Origin of the sequence: Sagittula sp. MA-2 (genome assembly GCF_030126985.1) — a bacterium.
GTDB lineage: Bacteria > Pseudomonadota > Alphaproteobacteria > Rhodobacterales > Rhodobacteraceae > Sagittula.
The window spans coordinates 3236702-3261753 of sequence record NZ_CP126145.1 but is presented as its reverse complement, the minus strand read 5'-3'; the positions used below and the strand labels follow the sequence as shown (position 1 = coordinate 3261753).

Genomic DNA, 25052 nt, shown 5'->3' with positions numbered 1-25052 from the left:
TTCGCCTGATTAGGGCCCCCGCCCGGGGACGTCAAGCGGTTATCCGTCGACTTTCCGATTGCCGCCGCGGCGCGGCCCCGCGCGCGCCGGACCTGCCGGGCGTCCGTTCCTCGGGGGCGTCTGACAGTTGCAACACTACACCCAAGTTTGACCGGCTCAGACATTGCCGCCCCGGTCGGGATGTGGCACAACGCAGTTCAGGCCTCTGAACGAAAGAGTTTAGTGCATGAGCGATTTTGCCACACGACGCCGGATGATGGTCGACACGCAGGTGCGGCCCTCCGACGTGACCGAATTCCCGATCATCGAAGCGATGCTCACCGTCCCGCGCGAAGCCTTCGTGCCGCGTGACCGGATCGAAGCCGCCTATGTCAGCGAGCATGTGCCGCTGGGTGGCGGGCGCGTGCTTCTGGACCCGCGCGTCTTTGCCAAGATGCTGGACGCGCTGGACATTTCCAACGACGACCTCGTGCTCGACGTGGGTGCGGGGCTGGGTTACTCCGCCGCCGTGATCGCCCGCATCGCCGAGGCGGTCGTCGCCGTCGAGGATGACGACACCCGCGCCTCCGAAGCGCAGTCCCTCCTGTCGGAGCACCACGCCGACAACGTGATCCTGCACGAGGGTACGCTGGATGCCGGTGCCTCCGAACACGGCCCCTACGATGTCATCATCGTCGAGGGCGGGGTGGAGACGCTGCCGGAGACGCTGTGCGACCAGCTCAAGGAAGGCGGCCGCATGGCGGTCATCTTCATGGAAGGCGCGCTCGGCACCGTCCGGGTGGGCCACAAGTACGATGGCGCGATCAACTGGCGCTTCGCGTTCAACGGCACGGCGCCTGTCCTGCCGGGGTTCACGAAGGACGAAGTGTTCGCGCTCTGATACAACCGGACGAGAAGCCGGGACGGGACTTGCGATTGGGGACAGCTATGCTGAGCAGACTGCGCGCGACATGTGTCGGAGGGGTGGCCGCGATAGCGGTATCGGTGGCGACCGCCACCGCAGGCTGGGCGGAAACGCTGGCCGAGACGCTCTCCTATACCTACATCCACAGCGGCGTTGTGGAGCAGAACCGCGCGCTGCTGCGCGCCGCCGACGAGGATGTGGCGCAGGCGCTCGCCTCTCTGCGCCCGGTGCTGAACTGGTCCGGTTCGGTGCGGCGCCAGTACGGCACCGCGGGCGCCAGCGGCCTGACCTCGCGCAACATCACCCATGACGCGACCGTGGGCCTCACCGCCGAGATCGTCCTCTATGCTGGCGGCCGCAACCGTCTGGCGCTGGACGTGGCCAAGGAATCCGTGCTTGCGACGCGGGCCGACCTGCTTTCCGCCGAACAGAGCATCCTGCTGCGCGCGGCGAAGGCCTTCCTCGGGATCCGCGAATCCGCGCAGACCCTCGGCCTCCGTCAGAACAACGTCCGCGTGATCCGGCAGGAAGTGCGCGCCGCGCGCGACCGCTTCGACGTCGGCGAGGTGACCCGCACCGACGTCGCGCTGGCAGAGGCGCGCCTCGCCGCCGCCGTGGCCGCGCTGGCCGCCGCCGAAGGTTCGCTGATCCAGGCGGGCGAGGAATTCCACGCAGTCGTCGGCCGCGATCCCGGCAACCTCGTGACGCCGACCTCTCTGCCCTCGCTGCCCGCCAGCGTGGAAGAAGCGAAGCGGCAGGCGTTGCAGCGCCACCCCGACATGCACGCCGCGCAATATGCCGTGGCCGTTCAGGAACTGAACATCCTTATCGCCAAGGGCGCAATGAAGCCGTCCGTCTCGCTGCAGGGCACCTATGGCGTGACGGAGGAATTCGGCAACGACGACTTCTCGCGCGGCGGGTCGGTCTCGCTGCAGGCCAGCGGGCCGATCTACCAGGGCGGGGCGCTGGCCTCGGCGGTGCGTCAGGCCATGGCAGGGCGCGACCAGGCGCGTGCCAACCTGCATGTCGTCAGCCTTACCATCGAACAGCAGGTCGGCGTTGCCTACAGCGCGCTGCGGGTCGCCCGCGCCAACAAGACCTCCTTCGAAGAGCAGGTCCGCGCCGCGGAGACCGCCTTCCGCGGGGTCCGCGAGGAGGCGACGCTGGGCGCACGCACCACGCTCGACGTGCTCGACGCCGAACAGGAACTGCTCGACGCGCGGGCCAACCTGATCTCTGCCCAGATCTCGGAGTTCTCGGCGGCCTACGACGTTCTGGCCTCGCTCGGCCTGATGACGGCGGAAGCGCTGCGGCTGGACGTGCCGCACTTCGATCCGGCGGCCTACTACAACCTCGTCAAGACCGCGCCCGTGGCGCGCAGCAAGCAGGGTCAGGAACTGGACCGTGTCCTCCGCGCCCTCGGAAAAGACTAGTCTTTTTCGGGTCTGTTGTGCGAATTCGCGCAAGCGGGTACATTGGTGACGAGGTCAGAGTGGTAGAATAATGTCAGATCCCGTCACGAACGTTGAGATAGAGGATATCCTGTCTTCGATTCGGCGACTCGTCTCCGAGGACGGTGGCCCGCGCCACCCCCTCCCGAGAGAGGCGAAGCGCGTCGAACGGCTTGTCCTGACGCCGGCCCTGCGGGTGCAGGACGCGCCGCCGCCCAGGCCGCAGCCCGCGCCGGAACCGATGCTTCTCACCAATCCGTCGGAGACGCCCGAACCGGCACAGCCGAGCCGCCTGGCCCGGCTGGTCGAGCGGGAGGTCGCCCGCGTCTTCGGGTCCGGTGACGACAGGGCAGGGCGCGCCGGCAAGGACGATAGCGTCGCCGCCGAAGACAGCAAGAACACCGCCGCAGAGGCGGAGGACGATCCGGTGGCGGAGATCGCCGACTGGACCCGCGTCCGCCTGTCGGAACCGATGTCGCGCTACGACCATGACGCCGTCGGTCTGGACACGCCCGAGGACGACGAAGAGCCCTCCGATGCGCCCGACGAGGCCGAGCTTGACGCGGTTCTCGACGCCCTCGCCTCCGTCGACGAGCCCGCAGCGGACGACGACGAGGCCCTCTCGCTTGAGGCGCTGCAGGACGGTCAGGACGCGCCGGAGGACGACACGCTCGACCTCTCCGCCGTGCTGGCAGAGGCAGAGGCCGTCACCGACTTCGGCCCGATGGACCGCGGTCTGGAGGCGAAGATCGCCGCGCTCGAGGCGCTGATCAACAGCCGTGACGACAGTGCCACGCCTGTCGCCACGGACGCGCAGCAGGCCACACCGGACCATGCCGACGAGGATGATAACGACGCGGACACCGCCCTCGCAGAGCCGGGCTATGACGCAACGTCATCCGCCCGACCGGAGGAAGAGGACCCCACCGACGACCTTTCCGACCACGTCGACGAGGCCGAGGCGCTGGTTCACATGATGTCGCAAGAGGCAGATTCGTGGGATGCCGACGCCGCGCGGGACGTCCATCAGGACGCGGCCCGGGCCGAAAGTCACGCAGACGTGACGGCTTCGATGCGCCCGACGCTCTCCGTTGTCCCGGATGACGAGATCGACGTCTGGGACGATCTGGCGGACGAGACACCGGAACCGGAAAAACAGCAGGCAGACGACCCGGAAGAAAGCAGCGCACGCGCCGCCACCGGCCCGGCCTTCCGTCACCGCCCGCCTGAGCCGATGCTCGACTGGGAAGACCACGCGCCCCGCAGGGACAGCGCACGTCAGGCCGTGGCGCCGCGCGCCGACGCCGACCGCGACGAAGAGACCTCGCAGCCCGTCGCGCAGGCGTCCGACGACGCGCCCTACCTGGACGAGGCGATGCTGCGCGACATGGTGTCGGAGATCGTCCGCCAGGAACTTCAGGGCGTGCTCGGAGAGCGGATCACCCGCAACGTGCGCAAGCTGGTCCGCCGCGAAATCCATCGCGTGATGATGACACAGGACTTCGACTGACGCGCACGCGTCAGTCCGCCGCGAGATCCCGATCAGGGCTACGCAACGTAAATCCTTGTTCTGAAAAGAAAAACCCGCTCCGAAGAGCGGGTTTTTTCAGCTTGGCAGCAGTTTGGGTTCAGGCAGCTTCGGCCTGCTGAGCGGCATGACGACGCTCGCTCTCTTCGCGCGAAAGCGCAACGGACGTACGAACGCCCTTCGAGACAAATTCCATCAGCCCGTTCACGACACGCTCGTTCGGGTCGATCCCGGCACAGGACAGAACTTCGCGCCCGTCGCGCGAACGCGCCCAGCGGGCGATCTGCTCCGGCCCGTTGCCATACTTCTTGTCATCGGCAATCGCATCGTCCAGAGCGGCGAGAACCACGGCCGCAAACAGCTTGCGGGCACGGTTGCCTTGCTCGGCGTTGAATGCGGTGCCGTCAACGAAATCCTTCATAGTGCGACCTTTGATTATTGCTCTTGTGTTCGGCGTAACGCGGGTTATGGCCTATCTGTTCCGATTCGGATACCCCGATACAGCATAGCTCTATTGCGGCTGGCGCATGACTGCTGCAAGTGCAGCACGACATATCGTTGTCTTGCCAGCCACCAACGGGCCAGATATAGGAGCGGTCGAAGTTTCATCAACCTTTCGACACGGAAAAGCTCCCATGCCCAAGATCAACGGTAACGAGATCCGTCCAGGCAATGTTCTAGAGCATGACGGCCATCTTTGGGCCGCTGTGAAGGTCGATCACGTAAAGCCCGGCAAGGGCGGCGCTTTCGCCCAGGTCGAGCTCAAGAACCTTCGTAACGGGTCAAAACTTAACGAACGCTTTCGGTCCGCCGACAAAGTCGAGCGCGTGCGTCTCGAACAGAAGGACATGCAGTTCCTCTACGAGACCGACGGCCGCCTGACCTTCATGGACACGGAAACCTTCGAGCAGGTCGAACTGGACGCCGACATCCTCGGCGAGCGTCGCCCGTTCCTGCAGGACGGCATGACCATCGTCGTGGAATTCCACGAATCCGAGGCGCTGAACGCCACGCTGCCGCAGAAGGTCATCTGCACCATCGAAGAGACCGAGCCGGTGGTGAAGGGCCAGACCGCGGCCAACAGCTTCAAGCCCGCGCTGCTCGACAACGGCGTGCGCGTGACGGTGCCCCCCTTCGTCGGCACCGGCGAGCAGATCGTCGTGAACACCGAGACCATGGAGTATTCGGAACGCGCATAACCCGCGCGGCCTGAACCCATTCCCCCGTGCAACCGCCGGGGGCGATATACAGACAGAAAAGGCCTCCGGCTCTCACAGCCAAGGAGGCCTTTTTCATGATTACCGAAGCCACGCAGAGCGACCTGGGCGGGCTTGTGCCGCTCTTCCGGTCCCTCAACGACCTGCACGCGGTCCACGTGCCCGACCGCTTCCACGATGCCGCCAGCGACGCGGACCTGCACGAGGTTCTGCAGGGCGCCTGGAATGCCGGCAGCCGGTTCCTCGTCTACCGCACCGAAGGCGTGGCGCGCGGCTACCTCAAGTGGCAGATGCTGCCCGAGGGCGTCGCCGCGCTGGAACGCCCCCGCCGCACGGCCCTTCTGGATCACATCTGGGTGGAGCCGATCTGGCGGCGCCGGGGGCTGGCCTCGCGGCTCATCGACCGGTTCGAGCGGGACAGCGCAGGGGCAGGGGCGCGCGGCTGGACGGTGCGGGTGCATGCCTTCAACGCCGCCTCCGCCGCGCTGATGCAGCGCCACGGGGCCAGGCTGTCGGTGCAGTCCTTCGACAAATCCGCAGCGCCCGCCCGGATCGGTGCCTAGACGCGCGCCAGTGTCAGCAGGCGCTCCACCAGACCGAAGTAGCTGCCGCCGAAAAGGTGCAGGTGCACCAGCGCGGGGAACAGCTGGTAGATCGGGCGGCGCGCCTCGTGCCCGCGGCGCAGCTCGCCATAGCCGTCGTGAAAGGACGGGCCCGGCTTGCCGAACAGGTGCAGCATGGCGATGTCCACCTCCGGGTCGCCGAAGTAGCAGGCCGGGTCGATCAGCCACGCCCGGTCGCCGGAGAACAGCGCGTTGCCGCTCCAGAGGTCGCCGTGCAGCAGCATCGGCGTCACGTCCTCAAGCCGGTCGGGCAGGGCGCCGGCCAACGTCTCCACCCGCCGGGCGAGGGCGGCGGGCAGGTGCGGCAGGAACGGCAGCAGCCGCGCCTCGCACCAGAACGACGGCCAGTCCGGGCGCGGCGTCATGTCGAGTCTCAGCGCCCCGAAGGCGTAGCCTTCCGGCCATCCCGTGCTGCGGCCCGCGGTGGCGTGCAGCCGCCGCAGCCCACGTCCCAGCGCGTGCCAGCCGGCATCGGTTGCGGGGCTTTCCTCCAGCCATTCGAGGCAGAGGATGTCGCGGCCCTGGAACAGCACGCGCGGCACCGGCGCGCCGGTGCGGTCCATGGCCTGCAGCATCCGCGCCTCGACGGCCACGTTGGCGCCGACCTTGACCGCCATGCGGCGGCCGTCGGCCAGGTCGACGCGGGCCACCTCGGACAGGTCGCCGCCGTGCAGGTGACGGACTGACGTGACACGGGTCTCGAACGTCGCGGCAAGGTAGGGTCCGGGGATCACCTAGCCGACCATCGACACATGGACGTCGCCCGCCATCATGTCCTCTCCGGCACGGTCGAAGCGCAGGTAGGCGATGGCCTCGTTGCCCGCTTGGGTGAACAGCGTGCCCGCCTCCTTGCCGTTGCTGACGATCGTCGTGCCGACCGGCGCGTGGCCGTCGATGGCGACCCGCGCCAATCCCTTGCGCAGTTCCGTCTTGTGCTTCATCCGGGCGGTGACCTCCTGCCCGACATAGCAGCCCTTCTTGAAATCGACGCCGTTCAGGCGCTCGAACCCGGCCTCAAGGATGAAGGTGTCCGGGGTCAGCTCCACCCCGGCGCGGGGCACGCAGGCGGCGACGCGCAGCGCGTCCCAGTCGGCCTCTCCGGCGGGTTGCCCGGCATAGCCACGCCAGCCCAGCCGCGGATCGCGCGGATCGGCAAAGGCGCCCTCGGGCGGGGTGCCCGTGCCGCGCGTCACAACGAGGTCGGTCTCGGTGATCTCCACCGGCGTCCGCAGCTTGTACATGCTCAGCGCCTGCATCAGGCTGACGGCCAGCGCCACCTCCACGTCGATCAGGACGTCCTCGCCATCGGGGACAAGGAAGAAATCCGCGCGGTACTTGCCCTGCGGCGTCAGCAGGGCGGCATAGACCAGCCCCTCGTCCAGCCGCTCCACATCGTTTGTCACCAGTCCCTGAAGGAACTCCCGCGCCTTGGCGCCGTGGACCCTCAGGACGGTTCGGCTCTCTTGCGTCATGTCTATTCTTTCACCTCTGGCTTCAGGGTGTCATATAGACCCGCGAAGCCAGAGATGACAGACATGCCCGCTCCGATCACCGTCCTGATGCCAACCCTGAACGCGGCGGCCGACATGCCCCGTGCGCTGGCGTCGCTGGGCGAGGGCCTGACCGAAGGGCTGATCCGCGAACTGATCGTCAGCGATGGCGGCTCCACCGATGCGACGCTGGACATCGCCGATGCGGCGGGCGCCACGATCGTGACCGGCCCGGCCTCGCGCGGCGGGCAGCTGCGCCGTGGCGCGGTCCGGGCGCGGGCGGACTGGCTGATGGTGCTGCACGCCGACACCGTGCTGGGGCAGGGCTGGACCCGCCCCGTGGCCGAGGCCATCCGCCACGGGCAGGCGGGCTATTTCACCCTGCGCTTCGACGCCACGGGCCTCGCGCCGCGCGTCGTCGCGGGATGGGCCAACCTGCGGGCGCGGAGTTTCGGCCTGCCTTACGGCGATCAGGGCCTGCTGATGCCTAAGGCCCTCTACGACGAGGTCGGCGGCTACCCGGACATTCCGCTGATGGAGGACGTGGCCCTCGCCCGCGCGCTGAAGGGACGGCTGAAGCCGCTGGACGTCATCGCCACCACATCGGCCGAGCGCTATCGCAGGCAGGGCTGGATCGTGCGCGGCGGGCGCAACCTCTCGACGCTGACCCGCTACCTCGCGGGTGCCGATCCGGAGGCGCTGGCACGCCGCTACCGGAGCTGACTGCAAGACCGCCCCACAAGCGCAGCACGGGCGCAGATCGGGGACTGAATGGGCAAAGTGGCACCAAGTCAGCACAAGACCCCGTGAGAGGCCTCAGCGCGCCTCTCAGGCCGTTCCGGTGGCAGAAGACCCTTCGTCCGCGTCGGCGGCATCCCCGGCCTTCCGCGTCTCGAACTGCATCCGGTAGAGCGCGGCATAGGCGCCGCCCTTTTCCAGCAGCGCGTCATGGGTGCCTTCCTCGACAACCCGGCCCGCGTCCATCACCACGATCTTGTCGGCGTTGCGCACGGTGGACAGCCGGTGGGCGATCACGATGGTCGTCCGCCCGACCGCCAGTTCCTCGAGCGCCGCCTGCACGATGGCCTCCGACTGGGTGTCGAGCGCGCTTGTCGCCTCGTCCAGCAGCAGCACCGGCGTGTCGCGCAGCACCGCCCGCGCGATGGCCACTCGCTGCCGCTGCCCGCCCGAGAGCGTCGATCCGCGCGGCCCGACCCGCGTGTCCAGCCCGTTTGCCAGCCGCGGCAGGAAGTCCTGCACATGCGCGGCCTTCAGCGCGGTCTGCAACTGCTCTTCGGTCACCTTGCGGTCCAGCACGATGTTGGAGCGCAGCGTCTCGTCGAACAGCAGCGCCTCCTGGCTGACGGTCGAGATCATGCCGCGCAGGTCCGCCAGCCGCATGGCCGAGACCTCGGTCCCGCCGATGGTGACCGCGCCCTCCTGCGGATCGACCAGCCGGGTCAGCAGGTGGAAGATGGTGGACTTGCCCGCCCCCGATGCGCCGACAAGCGCCGTCGTCTTGCCCGGTTCGGCGCTGAAGGTCACGCCGCGCAGCACCTTGCTGTCGCCGTAGGACAGGCGCACGTCGCGCAGGTCGATGCGCGGGGTACCCGTGGGCGCCGGCAGCGGATGCTCCGGGTCCTTCAGCGCGGGCTCGGTGTGCATCACCTCGATCACCCGCTCGATGCTGGCGGCGGCGACCTGCCAGGACCCGCTGATCGCGCCGAGGCGGCGCAGCGGATCGAACATCATGCCGATGGCGGTGAAGAAGGTCATGAACTCGCCGATGGTCTTGCCGCCGTCCTGAATCTCGCGCCCCGCGAAATACAGGATGCCGAAGAAGCCGATGCCCGACATGATGTCGATCAGCGAGGGCATCAGCGCCTGCCCGGCGACCGAGCGCGTCTCGCCCAGGATGCGCTTCTTCGCCAGCTTGCGGTAGCTCTTGGCCTGATAGGTCTCGAGCTGGTTCAGCTTCACCGGGGTGATGCCGTGGAAGACCTCGTTCAGCCGGGTCGACTGACCGGCGGCGATGTTGCGCACCCAGCGGGCGTTGTTGCGCACGAAACGCTGGAGCAGGGCGCCCGGCGCGATCATCAGCGGCGCACCGATCAGCGCGATCAGCGTCCATTGCCAGTCCGTCCACATCGCCACGCCGAAGAGCCAGATGAAGGTCAGCGCGTCACGCCCGGCGCCGGTCAGCACCGTGCTCCAGACCTTGGCGATGGCGCCCACGTCGCCCTCGACCCGCTGGATCAGGTGCCCGGGGCCGACCTCGTTGTGATAGGACACGTCGAGCCGCATCAGGTGCTCCAGCATGTCCTGCCGGATGTCGGCCATGCTGCGCTGCGCGGCACGGTTCAGCACCACCTTCTGCGCCACGCTCGACACGGCGCGGAAGAAGAACAGCGCCAGCACGATCAGCCCCACGCGCAGCAGCGCGCCGCGGTCGTCGGTCGAGAACACGTCGTCGAAGAGCGGCTCCATCATCACCGCGAAACCCGCGGTCATGGAGCTTTCGAGCGCCATGAACACCAGCGCGACGGTCAGGAGCTTCCAGTACTTCCGGAGGTAACGCTTCCACAACCAGCCCAGAAGCCGCGTGGGCGGGGTCTGTATCGGGGCTTCCTCGCTCATGCGTCGCGCTCCGTCATCAGGCGCTGCGCGACCTCGGCCTCGGGCTGGCGCGCCTCCCAGCCTTCCTGCAGGGGATTGGCGCGGTATTCGTGCCGGATCCACTCCTCGAAACCGATCTGTCCCAGCGCCAGACGCGCGCCATAAACCCGCAGGATGTAATCCTGCACGCCGGTCTTGGTGAAATCGAGATGGATGTACTTCAGGCCAAGCTGCTTCTGCGCGACCTCGATCGGCGCGTCCTCGAAGATCAGCAGGTACATCGCGGCGACGAAGCCCGCGCGGTCCGCACCGGACTTGCAGTGGAACATCATCGGCTTCTCGGCGGCGCGCAGGGCGTCTATCACCGCGACGATCTTGCTGCGCGGCGCCGCCGTGCGCGCCCAGAGCTTAGCATCGACCAGCGTCAGCCCCAGCGCCTCGCAGCTTTCCTTCTCGAAAAGGTACTGCGCCCGCTTGTCCGGGCCGCGCAGGTTGATGACCGTCTTTATCCCCATCTTCGCGTAACGCTCGAACCGGCCGTGCGTGGGCTGGTTCGACCGGTACACCCCCGGCGCGATCTCGAAGAAGTTGGTCCACAGGATGCGCAGGAAGGCATGGTCGAACAGGTGGAAATGCAGCGCCGACCAGCGCCGCGCCTTCGGATCCGTGATGTCGGTGCCGAAGGAATGGCGCAGGCGACGTTCCGCCTTGTCCAGTTTGTCGCGCAGTCGTGCCAGCATCGAAGGTTCCAAGCGTCAGTGTCGCCGTTTACGCGGCAAACCCCCCGGTGTCCAGCAACAGGCCCATGCCCTGCGGCGCCCGGGGGTATTGACGGCGCGGCGCAGGCGGTGAAGGGTCGCGCCGTTCTGGAATATGGAGGACCGGATGACACTTTCACAGGGGCGTGCCCACGTTGCGATTCCCGGCCCTTCGGTGATGCCGGACGCGGTGCTGCAGGCGATGCACCGCCCGGCGCCCGACATCTACTCGGGCGATCTGCACGGCATGGTCGACAGCCTCGTGCCCGACCTGCGCTACGTGGCGGGCACGAAGGGCCACGTCGCCATGTACATCTGCAACGGCCACGGCGCGTGGGAGGCTTCGCTGTCGAACGTCGTGGCGCCGGGCGAAACCGTGCTGGTGCCCGCCTGTGGGCGCTTCGGCCTCGGCTGGGCCGAGGTGGCGGGCGGGCTCGGGATCGAGGTCGACCTGATCGACCACGGCCGCCAGCGCCCCATCGACCCGGAGCTGGTGCGCGCGGCCCTGCGCGCCGACAAGGGCCAGAAGATCAAGGCCGTGCTGGCGGTGCACACCGACACCTCTTCGTCGGTCCGCTCCGACATCGCGGCGTTGCGCAGGGTGCTGGACGAGGAAGGGCACCCCGCGCTCCTGATGGCGGACTGCGTGGCCTCGATGGCCTGCGACGAGTTCCGCATGGACGACTGGGGCGCCGACGTGGCGATCACCGGCTCGCAGAAGGGGCTGATGGTACCGCCGGGCATGGCCTTCGTGTTCTTCAACGACAAGGCCAAGGCGGTGCGCGCCGCCATGCCCCGGGTCACGAACTACTGGGACTGGACGCAGCGCGCCGAGCCCGAGATGTTCTACCAGTACTTCGGCGGCACCGCGCCGACGCACCACCTCTATGGCCTGCGCGCCGCGCTCGACATGATCCGCGCCGAGGGGATGGAGGCGATCTGGAACCGCCACGCCCGCCTGGCCGCCGCGCTCTGGGCCGCGGTCGAGCATTGGGGGCAGGACGGCCCCTTCAAGCTGAACATCGCCGACCCCGCGCACCGCTCTCACGCGGTGACGGCCATGGCGATCGGCAAGGGCAACGCCGACCGGCTGCGCAAGTGGTCCTCGGAAGAGGCGGGGGTGACGCTGGGCGTGGGCCTCGGCGTGACCGACCCGGACGATCCCACCGCGTCGGGCTATTTCCGGATCGGCCACATGGGCCACGTCAACGCGCACATGATGCTGGGCACGCTGGGCGTGATCGAGACCGGGCTGAAGGTGCTGAAGATCCCGCACACCCCCGGCGGCGTGGCGCAGGCGGCAGAGGTGTTGGCCGCCGGCTGACCAAAGCGGGCGCGCCGCCGTCAATGAGGCGGAGCGCCTGCGGCGCACAGGTCGTCTCGGCCGGGGCCTTCGGGCCCCGTCCTCGGGATGGCACGCACCGGAACGGACCGCCCGGCGGCCCGCCCAGGGCACCGGATGCTGGCCGCGAAAGCGCCAAGCGCCGGCTCTACGGTCTGATCAATGAAATCGGGATGCGCGGTGCGCGCCGCCCCGCTCAGGCCTTGTCGGTGTTGGCCGAGGGCGGCTCGATCCCGGCGTCCCTGCGGCGGCGCGCCTGGTCCAGCCGGGTGATGAGGTGGTTCAGGATGGCCGCGATCAGGATCACCGGGGCAAGTCCCCAGACGGACCAGATCGCGACGAGGATCCAGAGCAGGTTCACGAAGAGCAGGATCATGTTGGCGGTCATGTAATCCTCGACCGGTTGCGGATGATGGTTCTGCATGGCGGCGGCTCCGGGCCCTGATCCCGCACCCTGTCCGGGTGCCGTTGACCAAAGCCTAGCGCATCTGCCGCAGGAGTCCCGTCCACTCTGCGTGAATTTGGTAAACCCTGCGTTAACGCAGGCAGGGACGGTCAGCCGTTGCGCGCCCGCGCCAGTGCCTTGGGCAGCGCCTCTTCGAGGATGTCCATGTCCTCCGGCCGGCCGGCGGTGATGCGGATGCAGCGGTCCTGCGGCGCGACGAAGGGCATCCGGACGAACACGCCGTCCTCCGCCAGCGCGGCCAGCACAGCGCGGGCAAAGGCGCCGTCGCTGCCGCAATCCACCGCGACGAAGTTCGTGCCGGAGGGCAGGGTGCTCAGCCCGTTGGCCTCCGCGATGCGGGTGATGCGCGTCTTCGACTCGTCGACCAGCCGCAGCACATCGCCCAGCCAGGCCTTGTCCTGCAGCGCCGCCAGCGCGCCCGCCAGCGACAGGCGCGACATGCCGAAATGGTTGCGGATCTTGTCGAAGGCCTTGATCAGCCCCTGCGCGCCCACCGCGTAGCCGATGCGCGCCCCGGCCATGCCATGCGCTTTCGAAAAGGTGCGGAAGCGAATCACGCGCGGGTCCTCGGGGTCGAGATCCGGCGAGGTGCCGTCGGGCGCGAACTCGATATAGGCCTCGTCCAGCGCCAGCACGCAGCCGTCGGGCAGGTGGTCGAGCGCAGAGACGAGCTCGCTGCCCTTGTGGAAAGTGCCCATCGGGTTGTCGGGGTTCGACAGGTAGACGATCTTCGCGTCGACCTCCGCCGCCCTGGCGAACAGGGCCGCCGGGTCCTCGCGGTCCTTGGCGAAGGGCACCTTGTGCAAGACGCCGCCATAGCCCGCGACATGGTAGTTGAAGGTCGGATAGGCCCCGTCCGAGGTCACGACCGCATCGCCCGGCGCCACCAGCAGCCGCACGAAATTCCCCAGAAGCCCGTCGATGCCGGAGCCCAGCACGATGTTCGCGGGCGTCACGCCCATCTGCTCGGAAAGCGCGCCCTTCAGGTCCAGATGGCTCGAATCGGCGTATTTCCAGATCTCCACCGCCTCGTCCTGCATCGCCGCGATGGCGAAGGGGGAGGGGCCGAACACGCTTTCATTGGCGCCCAGACGCGCCCGGAACGGCGCACCGCGCTGGCGTTCCAGCGCCTCGGGGCCGACGAACGGCACGGTTGCGGGAAGGTCGGCGATCAGGTCGGGGTAACGGGGTCCACTCATGGCTGCGCAATATGCCGCGGGATTTCCGCCGTGCAAGCGTTATCGCAGGAACTTGCGGCGCGCTTCCCGGGCGATCTCGTAGCGCAGCTGCAGGTCGGCGATCCGCGCCATGAGGCGTTTCCGCTGGTCCGGGTCCGTGGTGGCCTGCCAGTCGGTGCGCGCGGCGTCGAGCTGGGCTTTCAGCGCGATCTCCTCGGGCAGGGCGCCGGCCTCCGCCATGATGCGGAAGCCCACCGCATCGCCCGCATCGACCAGCGCATCGCCGGGACGCTTCGGCAGCGGCTTGCCCTCGCCGGACAGGCCGGAAAGCGCGCCCTCCGCCTCCGCCTTGCGGATCTGCGCTTCGGTCAGCCTGTGCCAGCCTCTCATCCCGTGGCCCTCCCTGGGCGGCTGACCCGGCGCGCCAGCACCGGCGCGGTGCCGTATGTCGCCGGATCGTCGAGGCATTTTACCACGTATTCCGCCACGTCGGCACGGCTGATCACGCCCATCCGCCATGTCTCCGGCGCAACCATCACCTCGATGTCGTGGCAGGCGCGGTTGCCGGTCAGGATCGTCGGGCGCACCAGCGTCCAGTCGAGCGACGAGGCGCGGATGATCTCTTCCTGCCGGGTCTTGTCCTTGTAGGGCTCCGACAGCAGGACCCGGTGGCCCAGCCGCTCCGGCGTGGACAGCGCCGACACGCTGTCGCCTGCGCCGATCCCGGTGATCGCGACCAGCCGCCTCACGCCCTGCGCCTCCATCAGCGGCACCAGCGCCCGCGTCGCGTCGGAGAACAGTGTCACCCGCCGCCACAGCATCGCGATGCTCTCCTTCATGCCAAGCGCCATGACCACCGCATCGACGCCCTCCAGCGCGGGGCCGAGATCGGCGGAGTTCGTGGCGTCCCCAGCGACCGGCTCCAGCCCCTCGCGCGGGGGCATCGACCCGGCGGAGCGTGACATCGCCCGCACCGTGTGACCCGCCGCCAGGGCGGCCTCCACCACCTTCAGACCGATCCCCCGGCTGCCTCCCAGAACAAGCAGTTTCATGGCGACGCACCTCCTGCGGGTTGTTGACCATCACAGTTCCTTAACTTGACCCGGCAGCGTCAAAAGGCCAGTTTCGCCGCCGAGCAGTGCAGGAAAGAAAAATCATATGCGCAATCCGCCGCCCTTCGCCCCTTTCGAATGGATGATCGCGTGGCGATACCTCCGCGCGCGCCGGGCCGAAGGCGGCGTTTCGGTGATGACCTGGATCAGCCTCGTGGGAATCACGCTGGCGGTCTTCGCCCTGATCGCGACGCTGGCGGTGCGCTCCGGCTTCCGGGCAGAGTTCGTCGACACGATCCTCGGCTCCAACGCGCACCTGACCGTCTACAGCACCACGCGCACCGACGAGGCGGGCAATCCCGACCGCACCATCGCCGATTACGAGGGCATGGCGCAGCAGGTCGAACGCGTGCCCTTCATCCAGCGCGTCGCACCGCTGGTCAAAGGGCAGGTCATGGCCACCGCCAACGGCAACAACGCCGGCGTCGAGGTCTTCGGCATCGCCCCCGACGACCTGAAGGCCATCCCGCGCATCGCCGACCCCGAAACCGGGCGCGGCGACCTCGACCGCTTCGAGGAGGGCGTGGCCATCGGTTCGGGCGTGGCGATGATGCTGGGCGTGGGCGTGGGCGACGACGTGAAGCTGATCTCGCCCAACGGGGTGAAGACCGCCTTCGGCGTCTCGCCCCGCGTGAAATCCTACACAGTGACCTGGATCTTCACCGCCGGGCGCTACGACATCGACCGCACGCGGATCTACATGCCCTTCGCCGAGGCGCAGCTCTACTTCAACCGCGAAGGCGTGGCCGACGAGCTGGAGGTCATCGTCTCCGACCCCGAAGAGGTGGAGAGCTTCATCCAGCCGGTGTCGGAGGCGGTGGGCCCCGGCGCGCTGATCTGGACATGGCAGGACGCCTCCGGCGGGTTCCTGCGCGCGCTCGAGATCGAGGACAACGTGATGTTCGTCATCCTCTCGGTGCTGGTGCTGATCGCCACGATGAACATCGTCTCGGGCCTCATCATGCTGGTGAAGAACAAGGGCCGCGACATCGGCATCCTGCGCACCATGGGGTTGACCGAAGGCTCGGTCATGCGGGTGTTCTTCATCTGCGGATCGTTCACCGGGATCATCGGCACGGCCATGGGGGTGATCCTCGGCTGCCTCTTCGCGATCTACATCGACCCGATCTTCGCCTTCGTGAACTACGTGGCGGGGGGCGGCGTCTGGGACCCGTCAATCCGCGGCATCTACGCGCTGCCCGCCAAGCTGCAGATGGCCGACGTGATGTCGGCGGTGCTGCTGTCGCTGGGCCTGTCGTTCATCGTGACGATCTTTCCGGCGCGCCGCGCCGCCCGCATGAACCCGGTGGAGGCCCTGCGCTATGAATGACACCGTGCAGGACCCGGTGCTGCGGCTGACCGGGATCGAGAAGGTCTACAACGCCGGCAAACCCGGAGAGGTCCGCGTGCTGCGCGGCTGCGACCTCGAAGTCGCGCGCGGCGAGGTCGTGGCGCTGGTGGCGCCCTCCGGCGCGGGCAAGTCGACGCTCTTGCACATCGCGGGGCTTCTGGACACCGCCGACAGCGGCACGGTGGAAATCGCGGGCGAGCCGATGCAGGGCAAGTCCGACCGCCGCCGCACGCTGGTGCGCCGGGCGGAGGTGGGCTTTGTCTACCAGTTCCACCACCTGCTGCCGGAGTTCTCCGCGCTGGAGAACATCGTGCTGCCGCAGCTTGCCAACGGCGTGCCGCGACAGGCGGCGGAGGAGCGGGCGCGCAGCCTGCTGGACAGCGTCGGTGTCGGGGAGCGCGCAGGCCATCGCCCGGCGGCCATGTCCGGCGGCGAACAGCAGCGGGTCGCCTTCTGCCGGGCCATGGCCAACACGCCGAAGCTGCTGCTGGCCGACGAGCCGACCGGCAACCTCGATCCGCAGACCTCCGACCGGGTGTTCGCCGCGCTCATGGACCTGGTGCGCGAGACCGGGCTTTCTGCGCTGATCGCCACCCACAACCTCGACCTCGCCGCGCGCATGGACCGGCGCGTGCGGATGGAAGACGGCCACCTGCGCGCCGACGGCTGAGGGGGAGGCGGCGCAAAGCCCCGCCCTACAGCCTGTCGTGCGGGTCTGCGGATGACGCGCACCGACCGGATGTACCGGACACGCCGGTGGCAAACCGCGTGACGGATCGTAGGGCGGGGCTCTGCGCCGCCTTGCCCTTGGCTTTCCATCTGCGAGTGACATCCGGCGCGCGCGAACCCGGACGGCGCGCCACGGATCGCCGATGGCCGGGCGGTTCGCAGGGCGGTGCCCGGCACCGCCTGCGCCCCTGCGACACATGCGCCCGTTAACCACATCCGCGGGCAAATCGCGGTCCCGGGCGCGGCGCGCCGGGACAAAGGTTAACAACCGGCCGGGAATCGGGGTCCAATCGGCCGGTTCGCACCTTAATGCGACACTGGCGCGGCTTAAGCCTTCGGTAATCCGTTGTGGAAAGCCCCGCCCGCCCCACTGCATCTGGCGCCGGACGGGCCGTTAACCCCACCGTGCGCCGCGTGAACGGGGGCAGGACCGCCCCCCCGTTGCCGCCGCACACCCACCGCGCTTTACGCCCTTTGCGTGATCCAGACCCCCAGCGCCATGACCGCGATCCCGGTCGCGCGCGTCAGGGTCAAAGGGCTGATCCGCGCGCCGAACAGGCCGAAATGGTCGATCGCCGCGGCCGAGATCAACTGCCCGATCAGCACGAAGAACACCGCGTTGCCGACGCCGAAATGCGGGGCGATGAAAGTCACCGACAGCACGTAGAACGCGACGAAGGCGCCGCCCAGCAGCAGGTGCTTCGGCGCCACGCGCACACCCCCGAAGCCCTTGGCACCATTGAGAATCCACACAACGAGGCAGATCGCCAGCGCCACGCAGAACAGGACCACCGCCGCCGCCACGGGCGAGGCCAGCCGCTGCCCCAGCGCCGCGTTCAGCGCCGCGAGGATCGGGATGCCCATGCCCGCGAAAAGCATGACCACTGCGTAATGCGTCATCCCCGGCGTCATGGCTTGAAGAACGTCGCGCTGGCCCGCGCGACCTCCTTTTCGCCGGGCAGGCTGACCAGCACGGCTTCGGTGAACAGGAGCGCCCGCCCGCCCTTCACCACCTGCGCCGTGCAGCGGATCGCATCGCCCCGCGCCGCGCTCAGGAACCGCGTCTCCAGGTTCGTCGTCGCCACCGGCACGAACTCTCCGATATGCCCGGCGCAGGCAAAGACCATCGCCGTATCGGCCAGCGTCGACAGGGCCTGCCCGCACACGATGCCGCCGACACGGGCGATCTCTGCGGTAACCGGAATTTCAAGAACGGCGCCCAATGGTGTGATATCGGACACTTTTGGCTGCAAAGCTTGCACCCATGGGGCGAAATTGTCTTCTAACAGCGCATTTGCGGTGGCAGGATCGAGCATGAGTCTCCCTCGGACGTCTTCTGGGTCCGACCATGACCGCCGGAACGGCGCCTGTCACGCGCCCGAATGCGCGGTGCGCGACAGAGGAGGCCGGGGGGACAGATAGGGAAGGATCTCGGATGAAGCGTTGGCTGGCACTGACGGCGGCACTGGGACTGCTGTCGGGATGCGCGTTCCTCGAACGGCTGGCGGGTCCGGGACCTGCCGCGCCGCAATCGGGCACCATCACCCTCTCGGGCACCGCGCCGGCCTCGGCCGTCTACCTCGTGGAGCCGCAGGTCACCGTGATCAGCCCGCCCCGCGCGGTGCCGGTGACGCAGGGCGCAAGCCTTTATGCGGGCTGGTGCATGGATTGCCACGGCGCCGAGGCACGCGGTTTAGGTCGCGTCTCCGGCCAGATGACGGTGAAGCCCACGGACCTCACGACGCTTGCACTGAACAACGGCGGCACCTTCCCGGCGCGGCGCGTGATCGGCGCGATGCAGGGGGCGGGGGCCTATCACCGCGGCCTGATGCCGGAGATCGGCGGCGCCCTCGACGGCCCGCTGGTGGAGTGGATCGGCCCCGACGGCACCCCGCATCTGACCACGCAATCCACCATGGACCTGATCGTCTATCTCGAAAACCTGCAGGTCTGACGCAGCGCTTGCATCCGCGGCAGGGCGCTGGCATCACACCCTGAAAAAGAGGGGCTGAAGGACATGCGCGCACCGCTCATCGCGTTGGTTATGACCGCCGGACTGGCGGGTTGTGTCGAAGAGACCGAGATGCCGGGGCCGCAGGACGGCCGCGCGCTCTTCATGGAAAACTGCGCCGTCTGCCATGGCGAAAACGGCAAGGGCGACGGTCCGATGGCGCGCCGCATGCAGAAGGCACCCAAGGACCTGACGCTGATCAGGCTGCGCCACGGCAACGCCTTCCCGCGCGCCAAGGTCATGTCGATCATCGACGGCTACGCGCGCTCCGACATCGCCGGGCCGGGGATGCCGGAATTCGGTGAACTGCTGGAAGGCGACCTCGTGCCCTTCGACTCGGGCGATGGCATCCAGACGCCGACGCCGCGCAAGCTGGTGGCGCTGCTGGAATACCTCGAGACGATCCAGGAAGACCGCAAGTAAGTTCTGGAGCCCGGCGATTCCAGGGGGTTGCCGGGCGTGCCTCTTACAGCCTCCGAACGGCGCGGCGTGGTCCGTGCCTCCTGACGCGACACATGAGGAACGGCCGACTCTCCTGTCCTGACAGGATGATGTCCCGGGATCTTCGGGTCGCGTGAGAGCGTCGTCAGGCGGCGACCGTCTTGCGCACCATGTCCCAGTAAAGCCGCGCCACGTCCTCCGGCCCCAGCCGCCCGCCGGGGCGATACCAGGTGGTCACGCCGGTCAGCATGGCGATCACCGCAAGCGTCGTCAGCTTGCTGTCGGTCAGGGCAAAGATCCCCGCTGCCACGCCGTCCCGCAGGATCGTTTCCAGCGCATCCTCGTATTCCCTCCGCAAACGCTCGATCTTGGCGAAGTTGCCGGGATCGAGGTTGCGCAGCTCCATGTAGGAGATGAACACCGCCTCTGGCCGGTCGAGGTGAAAGGCGATGTGGAACCGCACGAAAGCCTCAAGCCGCGCCTCGGGCGCCCGGGGCGGGTCGAGCGTGCGCCAGGCCTCCAGCAGGTCGAGCATGTGGCCTTCGAGCAGCGAGAACAGAAGCGCCTGCTTGTCTGGCGTGTAGTTGTAGAGCGCGCCGACCTGCACGCCCACCTCGCCCGCGATCTGCCGCATGGAGACCGCCGCGAAGCCGTGCTTGGCGAACAAGTGCAGGGCGGCCTCGCGGATGCGGGGGCCGGTGATCTCGGAGTGGGAGCCTTGGGTGCGCGCCATGCCGCCCAAATTATCTGAACGCACGTTCAGATCAAGGCGGGCGCTTGCGGGAGGATGCGCCATGCGGCAAGACTGACGCATGAGACGCGCGTACCTGTCCCTCCCGGCGGCCCTGTTGATGGCCCTGACCGCCTGCACCCAGTTCCCCGAACTGGATGCGGTGGCGACCCCGGGCGTGGAGAACGCGCCTTATCCCCGGCTCGTGCCCATCGACGACCTCATCGCGGACCCGGCCCCGCCGCGCGCGACGAAAGAGGACATCGCGCAGGTGCAGGGGCGGGCCGACGGGCTGCAGGCGCGCGCGGCGCGGGTCGGCAGCGCGCAGGTCTCCCAGCCGGATTCGGTGGCGGAGCGGCTGAAGCGCCTGCAACAGAAAGCGGCAGAGCTGCGGCAACAGTGACGCAGGGGGCCCTTGCCCGGGCATGGGCATGTCCGCGTGTGGTTGCAGGGCGCATCACTTGCGCGTAACCGGTGTCGCGGAACGTCACCCGGAGGTATGCCCCATGTCCCAACCCCTTCGTCTTGGAATTGCCGGTCTCGGGACCGTCGGCACCGGCGTGGTCAAGATCGTGCGCCAGAAGGCGGCCCTGCTCGAGGCACGCTCCGGCCGGCCCATCGCCATCAGCGCGGTGTCGGCACGCACCCGTGCCAAGGACCGGGGCGTGTCGCTGGACAGCTACGCCTGGGAAGACGACCCGGTGACGCTGGCCACCCGCGACGACGTGGACGTGTTCGTCGAACTCATGGGCGGCAGCGACGGCCCGGCGAAGGCCGCTGTCGAAGCGGCGCTGAAGGCGGGCAAGGACGTCGTCACGGCGAACAAGGCGCTGCTTGCGCACCACGGTCAGGCGCTGGCCGAACTGGCCGAAGCGAGCGGATCGGTCCTGCGCTTCGAGGCGGCGGTGGCGGGCGGTATCCCGGTCATCAAGGCGCTGACCGAGGGTCTGGCCGGGAACGAGATCATCCGCGTGATGGGCGTGATGAACGGCACCTGCAACTACATCCTCACCCGAATGGAGGACGGCGGCCTGACCTACGACGAGGCCTTTGCCGAGGCCGACGCCCTGGGCTACCTGGAGGCCGATCCGACGCTCGACGTGGGCGGCATCGACGCGGGCCACAAGCTGTCCCTGCTGGCGGCCATCGCCTTCGGCACGCAGGTCAGCTTCTCCGGGGTGGAGCTGGAAGGCATCGGCAAGGTCACCATCGACGACATCAAGCAGGCCGCCGACATGGGTTTCCGGATCAAGTTGCTGGGCGTGTCCCGGATGACCGGCCGCGGGCTGGAGCAATCCATGGCACCCTGCCTCGTCCCGGCCTCCTCTCCGCTGGGCCAGCTTTCGGGCGGCACCAACATGGTGGTGATCGAGGGCGACCAGGTCGGCCAGATCGTGATGCGCGGCGCAGGTGCGGGCGAGGGGCCGACCGCCTCTGCCGTGATGGGCGACGTGATGGACGTGGCCCGCGGGCTGCGGGTCTCGACCTTCGGGCAGGCCGCGTCGAAGCTCGTTCCGGCGGTGCCGGCGAAAGCCACGACGCCGGCGCCCTACTACCTGCGCACCCAGCTTGCGGACAAGCCGGGCGCACTGGCGAAGGTGGCCGCCGCTCTGGGCGAAGCGGGCGTGTCGATCCACCGGATGCGCCAGTACGATCACGTCGAGGACCGGGCGCCCGTGCTGATCGTGACGCACAAGACCACGCGCGCGGCGCTCGACCAGGCGCTGGAGGCGATGCAGAAGCTGGCCGTTGTGGTCGCGGCGCCCGTCGCCCTGCGGATCGAGGAAGTCTGAGGCAGGGGCGGCGCAAAGCCCCGCCCTACATCGGACCTGCACGGCGCGGCACGGGCCGGGCACGGTACGGGAGCGCCGCCTTTGGCGCTGTCGGCGCCGCGTCGGTGCCTGCCTGCTGACCGAACAGGCTTTGGCGGCGGCGAAGGTGGCGGGAAAGGCGCAAGGCGGCGAGGGTTGGCGCAACCAGCCTTGCCCCCCGCGCGCCGCCTGCGCTAGAGCCAAGACACGCTTCATCCAAAGGAAATACTCCGATGCCGACGCCCAAGGATTTCAATGACCGCATGCTTTCTCTGGGCCTCGCCCGGGTTGCCGAACAGGCCGCCATCGCCAGTGCCGACCTGATCGGCCGCGGAGACGAGAAGGCCGCGGACCAGGCCGCCGTGAACGCCATGCGGGAAGAGCTGAACAAGCTCGACATTTCCGGCGTGGTCGTGATCGGCGAGGGCGAGCGGGACGAGGCGCCGATGCTCTATATCGGCGAGGAAGTGGGGCAGGGCGGCCCCGGCGTGGACATCGCGCTCGACCCGCTGGAAGGCACGACGCTGACCGCCAAGGACATGCCGAACGCGCTGACCGTGATCGCCATGGGGCCGCGCGGGTCCATGCTGCACGCGCCGGACGTCTACATGGACAAGCTGGCCATCGGCCCGGGTTACCCGGTCGACGTGGTGTCGCTGGACATGTCGCCCTCCGAGCGTGTGTTTGCGCTGGCCAAGGCGAAGGACTGCGCGCCGCAGGACATCACCTGCTGCATCCTCGAACGGCCGCGCCACGAGGACATGATCGCCGAGGTCCGCTCGACCGGGGCGGGCATCCGGCTGATCACCGACGGCGACGTGGCCGGTGTCATGCACTGCGCCGAACCGGTGTTGACCGGCATCGATATGTACATGGGTTCGGGTGGTGCGCCCGAGGGGGTGCTGGCGGCGGCCGCGCTGAAGTGCATGGGCGGCCAGATGTGGGGCCGCCTGCTGTTCCGCAACGACGACGAGCGGGGCCGCGCCGCCAAGGCCGGGATCACCGACCTGGACAAGATCTACGCCCGCGACGAGCTGGTGACCGACCACGTGATCTTTGCCGCGACCGGCGTGACGAACGGCTCCGTCGTTTCGGGGATCAAGCGCACGCCCGGCTGGATCGAGACGGAGACGATCCTGATGCGCTCCAAGACCGGGTCGGTGCGGCGGATGCAGTACCGCAATCCGTTCCGTCACAAGGTCTGAGTTCCTTTGGCATATGTGCCCGCACCGGCCCCCGCGATCTGCGGGGGCCGTTTTGTTTGGCCCATGCCCGGCGTCGCGTGGCTGTCAGCCTTTGAGGCAGGTATTTGATCCAAGGTGAAGTCAGGGCGCTTGCGCCGGGCCCCATCGGGTGTGCAGCGTGATGGCGGGGGTGTGGCTGCGGCCTTTCGCTTGCCACCGGATTTGGCTATCCCCTGCGGTGGGGCAGTGGAAGGACGGCATTGGCGTATCTGGGTGTAGAGAGCAGCCTCTCGGGGCGGCGTTGGGTCGGACCGGACGTGGAAACCGAGCGTCAGGCGGAGCTTCTGGCGCAGCAGACCGGACTGGTCCGTCCCCTCTGCGCGATCCTCGCGCGGCTGGGTGTTCCGCCGGAGGAGGCGCAGGCCTACCTTGAGCCGAAGCTGCGCGACCTGCTGCCTGACCCGCGGTCGCTCAAGGACATGGAGAAGGCGGCCACGCGGTTCCTGAAGGCGGTCTCCGGGCGCGAACGGATCGCGGTGTTTGCCGATTACGACGTGGACGGCGGATCCTCTGCCGCCTTGCTGATCGACTGGCTGCGGCAGATGGGGCGGCCGGCGACGCTGTATGTGCCCGACCGGATCGACGAGGGCTATGGGCCGAACCCGACCGCCATGGCGGGGCTGGCCCGCGAGCATGACCTGATCGTCTGCGTCGATTGCGGGACCTTGTCGCATGACGCCATCGCCGCGGCCGAGGGGGCTGATGTGGTGGTGCTGGATCACCACCTTGGCGGCGAAACGCTGCCCGATTGCGTGGCAGTGGTGAACCCCAATCGGCAGGACGAGGATGGCGGGCTCGCGCATCTCTGTGCCGCCGCGGTGGTCTTCCTGATGCTGGTCGAGGCGGGGCGGCAACTGCGCGAGGCGGACGCGCGCGGGCCGGACCTGATGAAGATGCTCGACCTCGTGGCGCTGGCGACGGTCGCCGATGTGGCGCCGCTCCGGGGCGTGAACCGGGCGCTTGTCCAGCAGGGGCTGAAGGTCATGGGGCGCAGGGAGCGCGTCGGCCTCGTGGCGCTGTCGGACGTGGCACGGCTGGAGCGCGCGCCGGAGGCTTATCACCTGGGATTTGTCATGGGGCCGCGGGTCAATGCGGGCGGGCGGATCGGGCAGGCCGACCTCGGCGCGCGGCTTCTGGCCAGCGACAACCCTGCCGAGGCGCAGGCGATGGCGGAACGGCTCGAGGCGCTGAACGCGGAACGGCGGGAGATCGAGGCGGCGGTGCGCGCGGCAGCCCTGGACCAGGCCGAGGCGCGTGGGCTGGATGCGCCGCTGATCTGGGCCGCGGGCGAGGGATGGCATCCCGGGGTCGTGGGCATCGTCGCCTCGCGCCTGAAGGAGCACACCGGGCGGCCCTCGGTGGTGATCGGCCTCGACGGAGCGGAGGGCAAGGGCTCCGGTCGCTCCGTCGCAGGGGTGGACCTCGGCGCCTCGGTGCAGCGGCTGGCGGCGGAGGGGCTGCTGATCAAGGGGGGCGGGCACCGCATGGCGGCAGGCCTCACCGTGGCGCGCGACCGGCTGGAGGAGGCCATGGCGCGCCTCTCCGACCTGCTGGAGAAGCAGGGGGCCGGGACGGGCGGCGCGGCGGACCTGCGGGTCGATGGCGTGCTGATGCCCGGAGCGGCGCAGGTCGACCTGGTGGAGGATCTGGAGCGCGCCGGACCGTTCGGGCAGGGCGCCCCCGGACCGCGATTCGTCGTGCCGGACGTGCGGCTGTCCTTTGCCAAGGTCGTGGGGTCGGGGCATCTGAAGATCACCTGCGGAGACGGCCTCGGGGCCCGGCTGGAGGCGATCTGTTTCAACGCGATGGACGGCCCCCTGGGGCAGGTGCTGCTGAACCACGAGGGTCGGCGCTTTCACTTGGCGGGCAAGCTGGACGTGAACACGTGGCAGGGCCGGCATACGGTCCAGATGCGGCTCGACGATGCCGCGCCCGCGGCGGATTGAGGCGTGATTCCATCGGGTTGCGCAGCGGTGGACAGGCGTAACCGGCTGGGCTGAAGATTCCTGCGCGGCCTCGTGATTTTGTGCTTGCGCGCGGCGCCCGCATT

Annotated in this window: 27 protein-coding genes; 15 read left to right on the top strand and 12 right to left on the bottom strand. The window is 68.6% G+C overall.

The features are described from left to right. The first annotated feature begins 226 nt into the window (after positions 1-226). The 3 genes from QNI11_RS15915 (at position 227) to QNI11_RS15905 (ending at position 3865) form a co-directional block, all read left to right on the top strand. The gene (locus QNI11_RS15915; RefSeq protein ID WP_283980851.1) at positions 227-880 is read left to right on the top strand and encodes a protein-L-isoaspartate O-methyltransferase; all 654 of its coding nucleotides are present in this window, start codon (positions 227-229) and stop codon (positions 878-880) included. A gap of 47 nt (positions 881-927) precedes the next feature. Then, entirely contained in the window at positions 928-2337 is a 1410-nt protein-coding gene (locus tag QNI11_RS15910) for a TolC family outer membrane protein (RefSeq protein ID WP_283980850.1), read from the top strand. A 70-nt stretch (positions 2338-2407) separates the two neighbouring features. Next, the gene (locus tag QNI11_RS15905) at positions 2408-3865 is read left to right on the top strand and encodes a hypothetical protein (protein ID WP_283980849.1); all 1458 of its coding nucleotides are present in this window, start codon (positions 2408-2410) and stop codon (positions 3863-3865) included. Between the two features lie 118 nt (positions 3866-3983). Here QNI11_RS15905 and QNI11_RS15900 read toward each other — a convergent pair whose 3' ends face one another. Continuing rightward, positions 3984-4304, bottom strand: coding sequence for a DUF6280 family protein (locus tag QNI11_RS15900; RefSeq protein ID WP_005863737.1), 321 nt, complete (start codon positions 4302-4304; stop codon positions 3984-3986). A 214-nt stretch (positions 4305-4518) separates the two neighbouring features. On the opposite strand from QNI11_RS15900, the gene efp reads away from it, so the two are divergent. Both efp and QNI11_RS15890 read left to right on the top strand, forming a co-directional pair. After that, positions 4519-5082, top strand: a complete 564-nt coding sequence (gene efp, locus QNI11_RS15895; protein WP_100929663.1) for an elongation factor P — start codon at positions 4519-4521, stop codon at positions 5080-5082. Between the two features lie 95 nt (positions 5083-5177). Beyond that, positions 5178-5663: a GNAT family N-acetyltransferase gene (locus tag QNI11_RS15890; RefSeq protein ID WP_283980848.1), complete on the top strand. Its 486-nt coding sequence runs from the start codon at positions 5178-5180 to the stop codon at positions 5661-5663. On the opposite strand, the gene QNI11_RS15885 is transcribed toward QNI11_RS15890, so the two are convergent. Then, positions 5660-6457 (bottom strand): fructosamine kinase family protein, encoded by a 798-nt coding sequence (locus QNI11_RS15885; protein ID WP_283980847.1) that lies wholly within the window; start codon positions 6455-6457, stop codon positions 5660-5662. The genes QNI11_RS15890 and QNI11_RS15885 overlap by 4 nt on opposite strands. Then, a complete protein-coding gene (locus tag QNI11_RS15880) occupies positions 6458-7195 on the bottom strand; it encodes a folate-binding protein YgfZ (protein ID WP_283980846.1) in 738 nt (245 codons plus the stop codon). 63 nt (positions 7196-7258) lie between these two features. Between QNI11_RS15880 and QNI11_RS15875 the strand changes: the two genes are divergently transcribed. Next, entirely contained in the window at positions 7259-7936 is a 678-nt protein-coding gene (locus QNI11_RS15875; RefSeq protein WP_283983522.1) for a TIGR04283 family arsenosugar biosynthesis glycosyltransferase, read from the top strand. A 105-nt stretch (positions 7937-8041) separates the two neighbouring features. Here the strand turns inward: QNI11_RS15875 and QNI11_RS15870 are convergent, their stop codons facing one another. Further along, positions 8042-9850, bottom strand: coding sequence for an ABC transporter ATP-binding protein (locus QNI11_RS15870; RefSeq protein WP_283980844.1), 1809 nt, complete (start codon positions 9848-9850; stop codon positions 8042-8044). After that, positions 9847-10569, bottom strand: a complete 723-nt coding sequence (locus QNI11_RS15865; protein WP_283980843.1) for a tyrosine-protein phosphatase — start codon at positions 10567-10569, stop codon at positions 9847-9849. The genes QNI11_RS15870 and QNI11_RS15865 overlap by 4 nt, the downstream gene beginning before the upstream one ends. Positions 10570-10714: 145 nt before the next feature. Here QNI11_RS15865 and QNI11_RS15860 point away from each other — a divergent pair, with 145 nt between their 5' ends. Continuing rightward, positions 10715-11911 carry an alanine--glyoxylate aminotransferase family protein gene (locus tag QNI11_RS15860; protein ID WP_283980842.1) on the top strand — a complete coding sequence of 399 codons (1197 nt, stop codon included), beginning with the start codon at positions 10715-10717 and terminating at the stop codon, positions 11909-11911. A gap of 214 nt (positions 11912-12125) precedes the next feature. On the opposite strand, the gene QNI11_RS15855 is transcribed toward QNI11_RS15860, so the two are convergent. The 4 genes from QNI11_RS15855 to QNI11_RS15840 form a co-directional block, all read right to left on the bottom strand. Then, positions 12126-12353 (bottom strand): histidinol phosphate aminotransferase, encoded by a 228-nt coding sequence (locus QNI11_RS15855; RefSeq protein WP_100929669.1) that lies wholly within the window; start codon positions 12351-12353, stop codon positions 12126-12128. Positions 12354-12484: 131 nt separating this feature from the next. Further along, positions 12485-13594, bottom strand: a complete 1110-nt coding sequence (locus tag QNI11_RS15850; RefSeq protein ID WP_283980841.1) for a pyridoxal phosphate-dependent aminotransferase — start codon at positions 13592-13594, stop codon at positions 12485-12487. 39 nt (positions 13595-13633) lie between these two features. Further along, positions 13634-13963, bottom strand: coding sequence for a DUF1992 domain-containing protein (locus QNI11_RS15845; RefSeq protein WP_283980840.1), 330 nt, complete (start codon positions 13961-13963; stop codon positions 13634-13636). Beyond that, the gene (locus tag QNI11_RS15840) at positions 13960-14625 is read right to left on the bottom strand and encodes an NAD(P)-dependent oxidoreductase (RefSeq protein WP_100929672.1); all 666 of its coding nucleotides are present in this window, start codon (positions 14623-14625) and stop codon (positions 13960-13962) included. The genes QNI11_RS15845 and QNI11_RS15840 overlap by 4 nt, the downstream gene beginning before the upstream one ends. Positions 14626-14731: 106 nt before the next feature. Here QNI11_RS15840 and QNI11_RS15835 point away from each other — a divergent pair, with 106 nt between their 5' ends. Then, a complete protein-coding gene (locus QNI11_RS15835) occupies positions 14732-16015 on the top strand; it encodes a lipoprotein-releasing ABC transporter permease subunit (protein WP_283980839.1) in 1284 nt (427 codons plus the stop codon). Positions 16016-16019: 4 nt separating this feature from the next. Then, entirely contained in the window at positions 16020-16706 is a 687-nt protein-coding gene (locus QNI11_RS15830) for an ABC transporter ATP-binding protein (RefSeq protein ID WP_283983521.1), read from the top strand. 524 nt (positions 16707-17230) lie between these two features. On the opposite strand, the gene QNI11_RS15825 is transcribed toward QNI11_RS15830, so the two are convergent. Then, positions 17231-17665 carry a DMT family transporter gene (locus tag QNI11_RS15825; RefSeq protein ID WP_040604295.1) on the bottom strand — a complete coding sequence of 145 codons (435 nt, stop codon included), beginning with the start codon at positions 17663-17665 and terminating at the stop codon, positions 17231-17233. A gap of 8 nt (positions 17666-17673) precedes the next feature. Then, complete coding sequence (locus QNI11_RS15820; RefSeq protein ID WP_283980837.1) at positions 17674-18081, bottom strand: PaaI family thioesterase; 408 nt, start codon at positions 18079-18081, stop codon at positions 17674-17676. A gap of 119 nt (positions 18082-18200) precedes the next feature. Between QNI11_RS15820 and QNI11_RS15815 the strand changes: the two genes are divergently transcribed. Both QNI11_RS15815 and QNI11_RS15810 read left to right on the top strand, forming a co-directional pair. Next, positions 18201-18719 carry a hypothetical protein gene (locus QNI11_RS15815; protein ID WP_283980836.1) on the top strand — a complete coding sequence of 173 codons (519 nt, stop codon included), beginning with the start codon at positions 18201-18203 and terminating at the stop codon, positions 18717-18719. Positions 18720-18782: 63 nt separating this feature from the next. Then, on the top strand, positions 18783-19199 hold the full coding sequence (locus tag QNI11_RS15810; RefSeq protein WP_100929676.1) for a cytochrome c: 417 nt from the start codon (positions 18783-18785) through the stop codon (positions 19197-19199). Between the two features lie 163 nt (positions 19200-19362). Here the strand turns inward: QNI11_RS15810 and QNI11_RS15805 are convergent, their stop codons facing one another. Beyond that, entirely contained in the window at positions 19363-19950 is a 588-nt protein-coding gene (locus QNI11_RS15805) for a TetR/AcrR family transcriptional regulator (protein ID WP_283980835.1), read from the bottom strand. 79 nt (positions 19951-20029) lie between these two features. On the opposite strand from QNI11_RS15805, the gene QNI11_RS15800 reads away from it, so the two are divergent. The 4 genes from QNI11_RS15800 to recJ all read left to right on the top strand — a co-directional run bounded on the left by QNI11_RS15800 (position 20030) and on the right by recJ (position 24948). Beyond that, positions 20030-20350 carry a hypothetical protein gene (locus QNI11_RS15800; RefSeq protein ID WP_283980834.1) on the top strand — a complete coding sequence of 107 codons (321 nt, stop codon included), beginning with the start codon at positions 20030-20032 and terminating at the stop codon, positions 20348-20350. A gap of 103 nt (positions 20351-20453) precedes the next feature. Next, positions 20454-21740 carry a homoserine dehydrogenase gene (locus tag QNI11_RS15795; RefSeq protein ID WP_100929678.1) on the top strand — a complete coding sequence of 429 codons (1287 nt, stop codon included), beginning with the start codon at positions 20454-20456 and terminating at the stop codon, positions 21738-21740. Positions 21741-21991: 251 nt separating this feature from the next. Next, entirely contained in the window at positions 21992-22963 is a 972-nt protein-coding gene (glpX, locus tag QNI11_RS15790; RefSeq protein ID WP_100929679.1) for a class II fructose-bisphosphatase, read from the top strand. A gap of 239 nt (positions 22964-23202) precedes the next feature. Further along, positions 23203-24948, top strand: a complete 1746-nt coding sequence (recJ, locus tag QNI11_RS15785; RefSeq protein ID WP_283980832.1) for a single-stranded-DNA-specific exonuclease RecJ — start codon at positions 23203-23205, stop codon at positions 24946-24948. The last annotated feature ends 104 nt before the right edge of the window (positions 24949-25052 follow it).